The organism is Paenibacillus sp. ISL-20 (genome assembly GCF_018613005.1).
Lineage (GTDB): Bacteria > Bacillota > Bacilli > Paenibacillales > Paenibacillaceae > Paenibacillus_AQ.
Map to the genome: position 1 here is coordinate 39,665 of NZ_JAGGRD010000049.1, position 13,725 is coordinate 53,389.

Below are 13,725 nucleotides of genomic sequence, written 5' to 3' on the forward strand. Positions count from 1 at the left end.
CGAAATCCGCTATCAGAGGAGTGAAAAAGGATGAAAATCACGGTCATTGGTACCGGCTACGTTGGCCTGGTCTCAGGCGTATGCTTCTCCGAGCTTGGAAACGAGGTCATCTGCGTAGATAAAATAGAGGCTAAGATTGAACAGCTTCAACGTGGAGAGATTCCCATTTACGAGCCTGGTCTTCAATCGTTGATCACCGTTAATAAGGAAGCAGGGAATCTTCGTTTTACCACCGATTTGATCGCTTCAGTCAAACAATCGGACATCATCATCATCGCGGTGGGAACACCGTCCATGCCGAATGGGCAAGCCAATTTGAGTTATATCGAGATGGCAGCCCAAGAGATCGGGCAGGCGATGAACAGTTATAAGATTATCGTAACGAAGAGTACCGTTCCGGTAGGAACGAACGAAAAAGTCAAAGAAATCATTGCACAGAATACACATGAATCCTTTGATATCGCTTCGGTGCCTGAATTCTTGCGGGAAGGCACGGCGGTTCAAGACACCATGAATCCAGACCGGATTATTATTGGAACGGACAGCAAGAGGGCAGAGGAGCAGCTTGTTGAGTTGCACAAACCTTTGACGGAAAATATGATCATAACGGATGTTCGCAGTGCTGAAATGATTAAATATGCTTCTAATGCTTTTCTTGCTACAAAGATTTCCTTTATCAATGAAATTGCAAATATATGTGAGCGAGTTGGAGCCGATGTGACGAAAGTAGCCTATGGTATGGGTTATGACAAGCGCATTGGCTCTTCTTTTCTGAAAGCGGGTATCGGATACGGTGGTTCCTGCTTCCCTAAAGACACACAAGCTCTTATTCAAATAGCCGGACAGATGGATTACGATTTCAAGCTTCTAAAATCCGTCGTTGAGGTCAATCGAGACCAACGCCTCAACATTATTCGCAAGTTGGGAGCCTTGATGGGTGATCTAACGGGTAGAACGATTGGGGTTTGGGGATTAGCGTTTAAGCCTGAAACCGACGATGTCCGTGATTCGCCGGCATATGAGATTATATCGGAATTAATGGAACGAGGGGCAAAGGTGAAGGCTTACGATCCAGTTGCGACGGATAATTTCAAGAGAAATTATGATATTGCTGGAATTACTTACTGCCGAAATGCCCGGGAAGCAGTTTGGCAAGCGGATGCACTTTGTATTTTAACGGAATGGAATGAATTCCAGCAGGTTCCATTATCCGATATCGAGAGCTGGTTGAAATCGCCGTACCTGATCGATGGTCGTAATATATACGATGAGGAACAATTGGCAAAGACGAAGCTTGTCTATTACTCGATCGGCCGGCCAGGAATGAATAAAGGCGTAAGAGAGCAAGTGCCTGCACTCTTGCTATGATCAATTTTTTTGGGGTGGATACCTTGATTATTGAAGATGCCGTTAAGCTGGACCTGAGTGATATCTCCAAAGAGCTGTCTTTTTTATTCTATCTTCTCCGCAATAACACGCATGAAGAAATTCTCATAAAGCAATATGCATCGGATATCGATTGGGATATGTTCATGAAACTCGCGCTGCACCACCGAGTTTATCCGCTTGTATATCTGCGACTTAAAGGGGTGGATGGATCCCTCATTCCATCTCAGGTTATGGCGTCCCTCCAGCAGCATTATCATAACAACGTGATGAAAATGCTGCATTTAAGCAGAGAAATGAGTCAACTATGTGAGGCGCTCAAGGATAATGGGGTGCGTACGCTTTTGCTTAAAGGCCCAATACTAGCTACGCAGCTCTATGGGAATCTGGCACACAGGACTTCGAAGGATTTGGATATCTTGGTGGATGCAGATGACGTGGAAAGAGTTGAACGGGTGCTGGGACAGTTGGGGTACGAGTTGCAGGATGAACGTATATTGGAAAATTGGAAGAAAACAAGCCATCATTTCTCCTACGAGCATAAGAAACATTCGACGCAGATCGAAGTTCACTGGCGATTAAATCCTCATTATGACAAGTCATTTTCCTTTGATTTATTGTGGGAGCGCAGGAATGATGTAATGCTGTCCCATCAGATTTATCATTATCTGGGCAATGAGGATTTGCTAAACTATTTGGCAGACCATGGCGCCAGGCATGGTTGGTTCAGGCTTCGTTGGCTGATGGATATTGCAAGGCTGCTTCCCATGATAAACAGCAACGATATGAAGGCCCACTTTGAGCGATATGGGGGACAGCAATATGTAGGGCAGGCCTTTATTCTTTTATCGCGACTGTTCTCAGTCGACATTCCGCACGATATGACTGTATTAACTATAAACTCCAAAGCCCATCGTCTTGCACAAAGCGCACTCTACTATATTAAAAGGATCGTCAAATTGAACCCGGTACCAGAGAAAAGCGTGGCATGGCGCTATAACCGTTACCTTTTTTCGTTAATGACGGGAAAACAGAAAGTTTTGTATATATTGAATAAGTTTCTGCCCAATTCGCGAGACGCTTCGATGCTGCCATTACCAAAATCACTGCATTTCTTGTATTATCCGCTTCGGCCGTTTCTATGGTTCTGGCGGCGTATGAAACAACCGTCGATTTAAGGGTGCATCATCGCTTTTATGATCATTGGATCGGAATCCATTTTGTAGAAGCGGTATCTTCAGAATATTTCTCAAGCCAGCTTTATATAGCTAAAAAAAAGGGGGTTCTATCCATGAGTACGGAATTAATCACGACAGACGCTCTCGTTGTACAATCCGAAGGTTTTCTGGTCAGTGATATGGATGGCGAGAAGGTAATGCTGAGCATCGAAAACGGCAAGTATTATAATCTGGGACGGATTGGCGGGCGGATATGGGAACTTATTTCGTCTCCCGTCACGATCTCCAATATGGTGGATCAATTGGTAATGGAGTATGAGATTGAGCCGGAGCTCTGTGAGCAGCAGGTACGATTATTCCTCAAGCAGTTAGCCACAGAAGGCCTTGTTCAGGTGGATAAATAGCAATGAGTCTGTACCGGAAAGCACGCCGATTTATGTCTTTTCCTGTAAGCATGAAGCTTATGTTGGCAGAAGCTTACTTGTATCTGGCTTGGGGAAGAGTGTTCAAGCTGTTCCCTTTTCAAAAGGTATCTCCGTCTCTGGGAGAACCTATGAAGGAGACACCGTATGTGGGCTATACGGAGGAGGAGTTTTCGCTTGTCCGCCAAATCTCCAGAGCCGTTCATACCATGAGCCGTGTCACATGGTGGGAAAGCCAATGCCTGGTTAAAGCCGTTGCCGCGATGAAGATGCTGGAGCGAAGAGGAATTCCGAGTACGCTTTATCTGGGAAGCGGTCGGGACGACAAAGGAATGATGGTTGCCCATGCCTGGCTCCGCTGCGGCTCTTATATTGTAACGGGGAGAGAAGGGTATGAAAGGTATGCCGTCGTCGGGATATTTGGTAAGGATATGGGGGCCGGTGACTTGAACTTGAAGCGGTCATCCGATAAGGAGTTTTTACATTGAAGGATCTCTTTTATTTTATCCGTAAAATGCATGGGATGGCCGGGTTTAAGCTCTACCTCAATATGTGCATGATACTGGTCATCAGTGTCCTGGACGGCATTGGCATCTATTTGATCGTCCCACTTCTCGGTGTCATCGGCATATTCCAGACCGATTTGAGCGGGGTGCCGCTGGTATCAACCTTGATGGACCTGGCTGGTTCATGGTCATTGCAGCTCAATTTGCCGATGGTGCTGGCCCTCTATGTTGTGATTGTGGGCGGGCAAGCCTTGCTGCAGCGCAGCCAGAACTTGTTGAATGCAAAAATATTGCAGCGATTCATTCGCAAACTGCGCATGGATACGTATCAGGGGTTGCTGCATGCCAAGTGGGAGTTCTTCCTGCGCCACCGCAAGTCGGATTTCAACCATGTCATGACCAATGAACTCGGGCGCGTGAATCAAGGTACGTTTCTGTTCTTGCAGATGGTTTCGTCTTTCGTGTTCACGATCATTCAGATTGGCCTTGCCCTATGGCTGGCCCCGATGCTGACCCTCATCGTCCTGTTGAGCGGAGGGCTCCTTGCCTTGTTTGGACGCCGATTCATCCGGCGATCGAAGCGGATCGGCGAGCAGACGACAGAGCTGTCAAAATATTATTTTGCGGGCATCAGCGAACATTTCAACGGCATCAAGGATATCAAGAGCAACCGGTTGGAGCCATTTCATATGAACTGGTTTGACAGGCTGTCGCGAAAAATGGAGCATAACTTCATCCAATTTGGCAAAATCAATTCCTTATCCCAGCTGATTTATCGGCTCTCGTCTGTATTGCTGGTTGCCGGATTTGTGTATTTGGCGCTGGAAGTGCTGCGTACGCCTGCGGAGCAGCTGCTGATGATCGTTCTTATTTTCTCGCGCTTATGGCCAAGATTTATCAGCATTCAATCGAGCTCCGAGCAGCTCGTGTCGAATTTCCCGGCCTTCCGGGCGATACGTGAGCTGCAAGTGGAATACGAGGCAGACAGGGAGATCGCCGGATCGATTCCGATGACAGGCGGCGAGCGACTTCAGCTGCAGCATGGAATCGATTGTACTCATGTGGACTATCGGTACGATACCTCTTCCCCCGTCTATGCTTTGCGAGATATCAACCTACATATTCCTGCCAATCGCATGACGGCCATCGTCGGCAAATCAGGCGCGGGCAAGAGCACTCTTATCGATCTTCTTATGGGACTGATCCAACCGGAGAGCGGGCAAGTTCTTGTGGACGGCGTGTCCATGGAGGACGAACGTCAGCTGATGTCGCTCCGAGGGGGTATCGGATATGTGGCGCAGGATCCTTTTCTCTTCAACGAGAGTATCCGGGATAACCTGAAGCTGGTTGCTCCCGATGCCTCGGATAACGAGCTGTGGGAAGCGCTGAGGTTTTCAGCCTCCGACGAATTCGTACACGGGCTTCCGTTAGGCCTCGACACCGTCATTGGTGACCGCGGTATCCGCCTGTCCGGGGGAGAACGTCAGCGGATTGTGCTGGCCAGAGCTATCTTGAAAAAGCCTTCGATTCTGGTGTTGGACGAAGCGACAAGCGCGCTCGACAGTGAGAACGAGCAGCGGATACAGGAAGCGTTGGAACAGCTGAAAGGGAGCATGACGATCATCGTGATCGCCCACCGACTGTCCACCATTCGCCATGCGGATCAGGTCATAGTGATGGAGCAAGGACGGGTTATCCAGCAGGGGGGTTATCAGCAGCTGTCCCAGGATCACAAAGGAACTTTCCGGCAGCTGCTGAGTTATCAGACAGGTGCTCAGATGTAACCCCTGATTGGATCGCATAACACTGGTGTATACGTAAGACGTGTTGTTTAAAGCTGCAACCTTCGGCCATTTCCCGGTATTCTGCCGGGAAATGGCCGTTTTTTTGCGGAAGCATTTCTTTAGCTAGCGCAGGTTATGCTTATAACCGGCCTCCTTATCACCATCCCCTTTAGCGGCCATTTGTTTACATTCCGGTTACCCATGTCTTTTTATGAATCGTATCCAAGAAATAATACGTTTGCTATTTTGGAACGGTTGGGGTATAATAAGTTCATTGGGATTTTGACCTGAGATTCACATATTGCAGAGGGTTATTATTTTGATCAGGAACCTTGTGCAATATGTGAATTTTTTGTTTTTTAACCAAAAATGAGAAAATCATATAAATTTAGGAGGTGTTTCTATGCAAACAGGAACAGTGAAATGGTTTAACGCAGAAAAAGGCTTTGGTTTCATCGAGGTTGAAGGTGGCGAAGATGTATTCGTACACTTTAGTGCAATCACAGGTGACGGCTTCAAGTCGCTTGATGAAGGACAACGTGTTGAATTTAACGTAGTCCAAGGCAACCGCGGTCAACAAGCTGAGAACGTTGTAAAACTGTAGATTCGTGAAAAGATCCCCAAACGTACCGTTTGGGGTTTTTTTTATAATAGAGCTCAAAACAGCATGAAGGCGTTAAAAATGTAGCTAAGGGGGAAGTTCATTGTCTTATTCTTGGAATAAACCACTGGAAAATCTGCCGGAAGAGATGACTGCGATCTGGTCTTGTACGAAGGAAGGGTGTAACGGTTGGATTCGAGATAGCTTTTCGTTCAAGGAAGTTCCCGTTTGTTCACAGTGCGCGTCGTCCATGATCAGCAGCAATAAAGTCCTGCCGATCCTTGTTTCGTCGGATCAGCAAATCAAGCTTTACCGTAAGAATCAGCGCAAGGACACCAAATCGTAAGGGGCTGCTCTTACGGCTCCTTAACCATTTTGTTTAGTCGTTGCGTTAAAGAAAGGTTGAGATCTCATGCAGGTATTCGAAGATTGGAATTTAAAGGTGAAAAAAACGTTTAATGCAACCAGTAATGAAGAAGTATTAACCGTTTCTGAGGCAGGTCAATTGTTAGGTCTGTCCAAAGATCAAATGAAAAGATATGTCGATCAGAATAAGCTGACCAAAGTTCCGATCATGAGAAGCGTGCATCGATACCTTTTGTTGAAGAGTGAAATCGATCATATTGTGAAAAACGGTAGGTCTACTCACCCCAATATATAACTGAAACGGGCACCCATTCGGGTGTCTTTTTTATCGTGCTAAATTTCGCGTGAACATAGTTTTATTGGGAAGCACGGAAACGAAACAGTCTGAAGGTCAAAAAAGGTCAAATCGAAAGATCGAAACCAATTCATGCGAAAAATCGGCTGAAAATACGTTATTTTAGTCCTGTTTTCTTTATAATCGGTTTTGGCATTTATGCGTGCAAGGCATATAATAAAGGCGTAAGGTCAAACAAGGTCAAATAAGAAAGGGGAAATCTATGATGTTTGATTTGATGCCATTTGGAAAGCGCAGAGAGGATGCCTTCGGGCAATTGGTGAAGTCATTTCACGATATCTTTAACGATGCGTTTCAAGATGAGGTGTTTGCACCGTTCAAAGGTTCGATGATGTCTTTCAAAACAGACGTTAAAGAGACGGAGCGCGCTTATCTAGTTGAGGCGGAGCTTCCAGGTTTTCAAAAAGACGACATCGAAATCAGCTACGCTGACCCTTACTTAACGATCAAAGCCGTTCGCAAGGAAGATAACAGCGTGGAGGATACGAAGCAGCAAATCGTCCGGAAGAAACGTCGTTATGGCGAGTATGTGCGCAGATTCTACGTTCAGAATATAGCGGAGGACCAAATTGCCGCTTCCCTGAAGGATGGGGTCCTCAAGCTTGAAATACCGAAACAGCCGGACTCTGGTAAGAAACGCATCCAGATTCGGGATGATATCTAATAAACGTACCCTCCGATCTATATGGTCGGGGGGATTTTTTTGTGTAGTATTAGTCATATTTTTACATATATTCCATCGAATTTTGGCATTTGAAACCTTTTAACGGTCTATAGGGTATTATAGGTTAAATGTAAACTTTTTGAGGGGGGAACTCATGGTGGGAATCTTATCGAGGTTTAAGGATGTTATGAAGGTGAATGTGAACGCACTGTTGGATCGGACGGAAGATCCGGAGAAAACAGTTGACACTTATATGCGTAGCTTGAATACGGACTTGGGTCAGGTGAAAGCGGAGACGGCTTCCGTGCTCTCGGATGAGCGAAGAGCGAAGCGGGCCCTTGATGAGTGTTGTGCTGAGATCAAGAAGCTGCATCGATATGCAGAGAAGGCCGTGGAGGCCGGAAATGAGGACGATGCTCTCAAGTTCCTGGAGAGAAAAGCAGCGCTAGCCCATAAGCTGAACGAACTGCAGGCAGGATACGAGTCGGCTTCGGCAAACGCCGTCAGGATGAAACAAATGCAGGATAAGCTGGTGTCGGACATGAGCCAACTGGAAGGTCGCTATGCCGAGTTGAAAGGGAAAATGGCAGCTGCCAAAGCCCAGCAGGATGTAAACGCCGGCCACGCATCCTCGGGCGGTGCGAATGCGGCATTCAACACGATGGAAGAGAAGGCAAACCGTGCCTTGGATGAAGCGCTGGCCCTGGCCGAGCTTCGCGCCGGAGCGAAGGAAGACGATCTGGACGATCTGATGGCTGAATTGGAGAAGAATATGGGGAAGGACGGAGCTGCTCCATTGGAGACTCCCCCTGCCCAGGATGAACTGGAAGCAATCAAAGAAAAGCTGAAAAAGAAGGAATAACTATTTCATTGTTATCGAGGTGAGGAAATGCCGGTTATCGAATACAAATGTCCGAACTGTGGCAGCAGCATGGTTTTTGACGGCGATACAGGAATGTTGTCTTGCCTGAGCTGCGGAAGAAAAGATAATATCGAGGAAATTCCCGACCCGCTGAAAAAGCAGGTTTTCGTCGAGAACGAAGTGAAGGAGTATCACTGCAACAGCTGCGGGGCCGTCATCGTGACCGAGCCGGAGACCAGCGCCACGACCTGCAGCTTCTGCGGATCCGCCGTTGTACTCAGCGACCGACTGAGCGGCGATCTGGCTCCGGTTATGGTCATCCCTTTTTCGATTACCAAGGAAGAAGCGATGAAGGCTTTCAAGAAATGGTGCAGAAATGGCCTCCTGACACCAAGCGGTTTTATGACAGCGAACCGGATCAAGGAAATTACCGGGATATATGTACCCTTTTGGCTATATGAGTTACATAATCGGGTTGAAGTTCATGGCCACGGCACCAAGGTGAGAACCTACACGCAAGGAGATTACCAGTACACGGAGACCCAGCATTTCGATATCTACCGGAAGATTCGCTTGAACTATGTGAAGGTGCCGATCGATGCTTCGGAGAAAATGAACGATGAGCTGATGGATAAGCTGGAGCCTTTCCCCTATCAGCAGCTGAAGGAATTCAAGACGCCTTATCTCGCCGGGTACATTGCCGAAAAATACAGCCATAATGAGAAGCAGCTTCTTCCGCGTGCCAAAGATAAGATCAGCTCCTACATTGATTCGTATATTTCGTCAGCGGTGTCAGGATACACAACCGTAAATTATACCAACAAGCAGATCGATACTACCTTAAAACAGGCGGATTATGTCCTCCTTCCGGTATGGATGGTGCACTATGATTACAATAAATCGGAGCATACCTTTGCGATGAACGGCCAGACGGGGAAAGTGGTCGGCAAGCCGCCAATCAGCAAAGCGAAAGTGGCTGCGTGGTTTGCAGGCATTTCGGGCGTCTCCTTACTGTCATTGAAGATGATCTCCTGGGCGATGGGGGGAGGTTTCCTGTGAGAAGACGATATGTATTAGGTGCTGTTCTGTTCCTCTTGGTTGCATACCTGATGGTTCCGGCCTTGATGGTCAAAGCTGCAGATGATAAGCCATTGATCTTTGATGAAGCCAATCTGCTCAGTCCGGAAGAACGCGATGAATTGAATGCCATGGCTAATGAGTATGGTGCTGAACGTGAGACGGACTTTATGATCCTTACGGTTGGCCGTGTCGAGAATGACGATTATGAGACATGGACGGAAAATTTTTACGATGAGTATGCACCCGGGTATGACAGGCGGCACGGTAATACCGTCATTTTGACCATAGTATTGGATACCCACGATGTTCATTTGGAAGGTTATTATAAGGCCGAGAAGTATCTCGATTCCGGAAGGCTGTTAAAGATACAAAACAAGATTACTCCGGACTTGTCCAGAGGCAATTATAAGCAGGCTTTTGAAAAATATATCAAAACCGCTCATCGGTATATGGGCTTTGAGCCCGACATGAACCCGGATAATATTCTGTTTAATCTTTGGTTTCAACTGGGATCTGCCGCTGCCATCGGCGCTATCGCCGTGGGTGTCATGGCTTACCGTTCTGGCGGACGGGTGACGGTCAATTCTCACACCTATGAGGATACCAGCACATCGGGGATATTGAACCAGCAGGACCGTTATGTCAGAACAACGGTAACGAAGCAGAAGATCGAGCGCAACACGAGCAGCGGCTCAGGCGGCGGAGGCGGTGGCGGCGTCAGCAGTGGCGGCCATTCGCATAGCAGCAGCAGCGGGAAATTTTAAGGGAAGGGATGAATAACATCGATGGGATTTTTCAAGAACCAATTCTCTAATGTCGTGGAATGGGAAGAGTTTAGGGACGATATGATTTTCTGGAAATGGAGCAACCGGGAGATTAAAAAAGGAAGTAAGCTGGTCATCCGCTCCGGTCAGGACGCGATTTTTGTCAATAACGGCAAGATCGAGGGGATTTTTGAGGATGAAGGCGTATATAACATCGATTCGGATATCATTCCGTTCCTTTCTACTTTAAAGGGATTTAAATTTGGCTTTAACAGTGGCATGCGCGTGGAAGTACTGTTCGTAAACACGAAGGAATTCACAGTCAGATGGGGGACGCAGAATCCAGTCCTCATTCCGACGCCGCAGCTTCCGGGCGGTATGCCGATCCGTGCCAACGGCACGTTCAATTTTAAAGTGAATGATTATGTGACGCTGATCGACAGAATCGCCGGGATGAAAGAGAGCTATCTTGTGGACGACGTCAAGATCCGGATCACTTCGGTGCTCGATCAATTGTTGATGAAATGGATCAGTCGCGAAGGCAAGGACATGTTTAATCTGCAGGCGAACGCCTCCGATATCGCGAGAGGGATTCGAGAAGACCTGGACATGGAAGTGATGGACAACGGAATAACGATCACCGGCTTCCAGGTGATGAGCTTCAACTATCCGAAGGAAATTCAGGATATGATCACCAAGACGGCTTCCCATGAAATGATCGGTAATCTGCAGAAATACCAGCAGGTCAGCATGACGGATGGGATTGCATCCGGCAAGGTGCAAGGCGGCGGTGCGGCTTCGGATATGGCCGGCATGATGATGGGGATGAACATGGCTAATGAAATGATGAAAAATATGAATCAGAACCAGAATCAGAACCAGAACCAAAACAATTCGAATCAAAGCCAACAGCCTCCGGCTGCGAAGGAGCCATCTGCCCCGGCGGCTGCATCCCCTTCTGAAGGAAGCAAGAAGCCCAATTTCTGCCCGAACTGTGGCGCAAAGAATGAAGGGGCGAACTTCTGTCCGAATTGTGGGCAGAAGCTGGGTTGAGTTGCGGCGAGCAGCATTTATAAATGCGCAATATTGGGATGAACATAAAGTTAGATGTCACGGTTAAAATGATGCAAATGGTCGGTTTCTTCTATATGAATGTGAATTGACCATCAAGACAGCACCCCTCGCTCATAAAGCGGAGGGTGCTGTTCTGCTATGTACGCTGTATCCGTTATCTAGATATGTATCTACCTTTCTGCAGAGGAAATTGGCTCCGGCTGGGATGAAGAACAGCCGTATGAATATATTCCACTTTGCAGCATGCCGCAGAAATAGAACTTGACGGACAAATGAGAACTAGGCAAATGGGAAAGGGGTGCATTATGATAGGGCATATCGGTCAAAAGAGAACTCATAAAGAAGAAGGGAGACAGGGGAATACTATGTTCAGATCGACATCCTGGCGCATATTTGTGATAAGCGGCATCTTTTTTGCAATCACCATCATACCGCTCTCGTTGTTTCTGGCCAACCGATTTTCGCACTACGCTTATTCCCAGATGGGGACGTTTAATCAGGACCGCATCGACGAAATGGCGGAGCGTGTCGAGTACATCCTAGCCAAGCTGAAATGGTACAGTCTGACCATGTACGAAGACCGTACCTTGCAAAACTGGATGTATGCTTCCGCCGACGATCTGCTGCAGAATGCCAACGCGATGGGGGTATTGACTAAATATTTATCTAACGAACCTTATATTGAAACCGCTTACTTATTCAGCTTTCGCAAACGTGAGGTGATCGACTCCAAAGTTGGGTTGCTTCCGTTCGAGGAATTTGCCGATCAGCCGATGCTGCAGCGAATTGAGCGCACTCCCGGGACCTTCCTCCGCTATTTTGATCACCAGATAGGAAACAACTCGTATTTGGCGCTTCAGCTTCCTTCGACTCCTGTCCAGAAAAACCGCGATGGGTATCTTGTTGTCCTGTTCGACAAGAAGGAGCTTCAGAAGCATTTGATCTCAAGCGATGGAAGAGCGGATACGCTGCTTTCTATCGTGGATGATCGGGGAAGATTAATTCTGGGAGAACAGGATGAGCCGCTCGAGGAGACCATCGATAACATCCAACCGGGACTGAAGGAAGGTTCATTCGAGTTGAACAGAGCGGGAGGGGCAGCGTTCGTCAACTATGCCCGAATGGAATCGTCGGAGTGGACCATTATATCTGTTACTGAAATGAAGCAATTTCGCGAAAAGGCAGGGGCGTTCAAAACCGTCATCATCGCCTGCTCGCTGCTGCTGCTCATCGCGCTGCTTCTGGTCGCCTATTGGAATTCGCGCCGTTTCGTCGGGCCATTCCGCCGGCTGGCGGATCAACTGCAGCGGAAGCTGGGCGTGAAGGGGGAGAACGATTACGGCGTCATCGAGCAGGGCGTCGTTATGCTTCGCGATCATTATCCGCTGATCAAGACCGAATATTTGCGGCAATGGCTGCTGCAGGGCAGGCTGACTGACGGCGCCAGAGCGGCGATTGTCCGCGAGTCGTGCCTGCTTGACTATGAGTGGCTTCGATTGGCTGTTATCAAGATCGACTCCTATTATGAGATATCCGAGCGGTACGATTTCGTCTCTCGCAAGCTGCTCAAGTATGCAATCGGCAATATCGCAGAGGAGCTGCTGGGTACACCTGAACGGCCGATCGAGGTGGTCGATTTTGGGACCGACCATCTGGTCGTGCTGGTTGGCACAGCCAGCTCCCTCCCTGATCCCGGGTTGACCAAAGAGTTGAAGGAGCTTAGTCGTCAAGTCACCCGTCACGTAAAGCTGGACGTGACGATCGCCGAAAGCTCAGCGCGGCGCGTGCATGATGATTTACGCAAAGTATACGACGATATGAACGAGCTGACATTATTCAAGTTTGTCAGTGGTGATGACAAAATCTACGTTGAACAAGACTTTGAGCGGTATGCCGATTTACAAGCGCCGATCGACTCCGCCGTGCATGAAAGCTTGATCCAGACGATTCGCAGCGGCAAAGAGGAGAAGGTGCTGGCCATGCTGGAGGAGGTGTTCACGCGCCTGCAGACGATGAAGTATACCGAGTGCCAATTCCAACTGAAGCTGCTTCTGTTTGCGATCGTCAAGTCGTTCAGCAAAATGATGTCTATTCAGAGTGTTGAAGGGATTGAGCGCCACTTGAGGCAGTTCGCCACGCTTACCGAGGTCCGCGAATGGCTGAAGGAAGAGACTGGGCGGATTATCCGGCAGCTTAGCGACCAAAAGGGATTCAATCGCAAGGAAAAGCTGATTGGGGAAATCATCGAGTATGTCCGCTATCATACCCATGACCCGATGCTGTCGGTAGACGATATCGCTGACCATATCGCTTTGTCGGCCAAATACGTCCGGCAGCTGTTTCACGAACAATATGGCATGCCTCTATCGAATTTCATCTTGAACGAGCGGCTCGGGAAGGTTAAGGAGCTGCTGGAGCAGACCAGCATGCAGATCACCGAGATTGCAGAGCAGTCCGGTTTTCAGACGAAAAGCCACTTTTTCACCGCATTCAAAAAAGCAACCGGCATGACGCCAAGCCAATACCGCGACAGCAAGGCGAGCGAGCAGCTGGAGCGGACGACCGGCAGATAGCCGGGAACTCTGCCAATTAGCAGGCGGGGCGGGCGGCGATTGAGAACTCGCCAGACCAATAACAACCGGCTGAACGCTCGCGATTAGTCACACGAGAACCGAATCCGGCC

General features: G+C 48.2%; 14 protein-coding genes. All 14 read left to right on the plus strand.

All coding sequences use genetic code 11. From position 1 onward, the window contains the following. The first annotated feature begins 30 nt into the window (after positions 1-30). Positions 31-1,368, plus strand: coding sequence for a UDP-glucose dehydrogenase family protein (locus J7E85_RS25585; RefSeq protein WP_215162826.1), 1,338 nt, complete (start codon positions 31-33; stop codon positions 1,366-1,368). Continuing rightward, positions 1,365-2,564, plus strand: a complete 1,200-nt coding sequence (locus J7E85_RS25590; protein WP_215162827.1) for a nucleotidyltransferase domain-containing protein — start codon at positions 1,365-1,367, stop codon at positions 2,562-2,564. Before J7E85_RS25585 ends, J7E85_RS25590 begins: the two co-directional genes overlap by 4 nt. Positions 2,565-2,677: 113 nt before the next feature. Further along, positions 2,678-2,968: a lasso peptide biosynthesis PqqD family chaperone gene (locus J7E85_RS25595; protein WP_071219237.1), complete on the plus strand. Its 291-nt coding sequence runs from the start codon at positions 2,678-2,680 to the stop codon at positions 2,966-2,968. 2 nt (positions 2,969-2,970) lie between these two features. Then, positions 2,971-3,474 carry a lasso peptide biosynthesis B2 protein gene (locus J7E85_RS25600; protein WP_215162828.1) on the plus strand — a complete coding sequence of 168 codons (504 nt, stop codon included), beginning with the start codon at positions 2,971-2,973 and terminating at the stop codon, positions 3,472-3,474. Then, positions 3,471-5,276: an ABC transporter ATP-binding protein gene (locus J7E85_RS25605; protein ID WP_215162829.1), complete on the plus strand. Its 1,806-nt coding sequence runs from the start codon at positions 3,471-3,473 to the stop codon at positions 5,274-5,276. The genes J7E85_RS25600 and J7E85_RS25605 overlap by 4 nt, the downstream gene beginning before the upstream one ends. A gap of 403 nt (positions 5,277-5,679) precedes the next feature. Then, positions 5,680-5,880 (plus strand): cold-shock protein, encoded by a 201-nt coding sequence (locus tag J7E85_RS25610; protein WP_006207692.1) that lies wholly within the window; start codon positions 5,680-5,682, stop codon positions 5,878-5,880. A gap of 100 nt (positions 5,881-5,980) precedes the next feature. Continuing rightward, positions 5,981-6,223 carry a cold-shock protein gene (locus tag J7E85_RS25615; protein WP_215162830.1) on the plus strand — a complete coding sequence of 81 codons (243 nt, stop codon included), beginning with the start codon at positions 5,981-5,983 and terminating at the stop codon, positions 6,221-6,223. Positions 6,224-6,289: 66 nt separating this feature from the next. After that, positions 6,290-6,538: a helix-turn-helix domain-containing protein gene (locus J7E85_RS25620; protein WP_076322547.1), complete on the plus strand. Its 249-nt coding sequence runs from the start codon at positions 6,290-6,292 to the stop codon at positions 6,536-6,538. A 265-nt stretch (positions 6,539-6,803) separates the two neighbouring features. Then, positions 6,804-7,262 (plus strand): Hsp20/alpha crystallin family protein, encoded by a 459-nt coding sequence (locus J7E85_RS25625; protein ID WP_215162831.1) that lies wholly within the window; start codon positions 6,804-6,806, stop codon positions 7,260-7,262. A gap of 157 nt (positions 7,263-7,419) precedes the next feature. Further along, positions 7,420-8,124: a PspA/IM30 family protein gene (locus J7E85_RS25630; protein WP_215162845.1), complete on the plus strand. Its 705-nt coding sequence runs from the start codon at positions 7,420-7,422 to the stop codon at positions 8,122-8,124. Between the two features lie 27 nt (positions 8,125-8,151). Beyond that, positions 8,152-9,183 carry a TFIIB-type zinc ribbon-containing protein gene (locus tag J7E85_RS25635; protein ID WP_215162832.1) on the plus strand — a complete coding sequence of 344 codons (1,032 nt, stop codon included), beginning with the start codon at positions 8,152-8,154 and terminating at the stop codon, positions 9,181-9,183. Continuing rightward, entirely contained in the window at positions 9,180-9,968 is a 789-nt protein-coding gene (locus J7E85_RS25640) for a TPM domain-containing protein (RefSeq protein WP_215162833.1), read from the plus strand. The genes J7E85_RS25635 and J7E85_RS25640 overlap by 4 nt, the downstream gene beginning before the upstream one ends. Before the next feature lie 21 nt (positions 9,969-9,989). Next, positions 9,990-11,021 carry an SPFH domain-containing protein gene (locus J7E85_RS25645; RefSeq protein ID WP_215162834.1) on the plus strand — a complete coding sequence of 344 codons (1,032 nt, stop codon included), beginning with the start codon at positions 9,990-9,992 and terminating at the stop codon, positions 11,019-11,021. 386 nt (positions 11,022-11,407) lie between these two features. Further along, on the plus strand, positions 11,408-13,615 hold the full coding sequence (locus J7E85_RS25650) for an AraC family transcriptional regulator (RefSeq protein ID WP_251036045.1): 2,208 nt from the start codon (positions 11,408-11,410) through the stop codon (positions 13,613-13,615). The last annotated feature ends 110 nt before the right edge of the window (positions 13,616-13,725 follow it).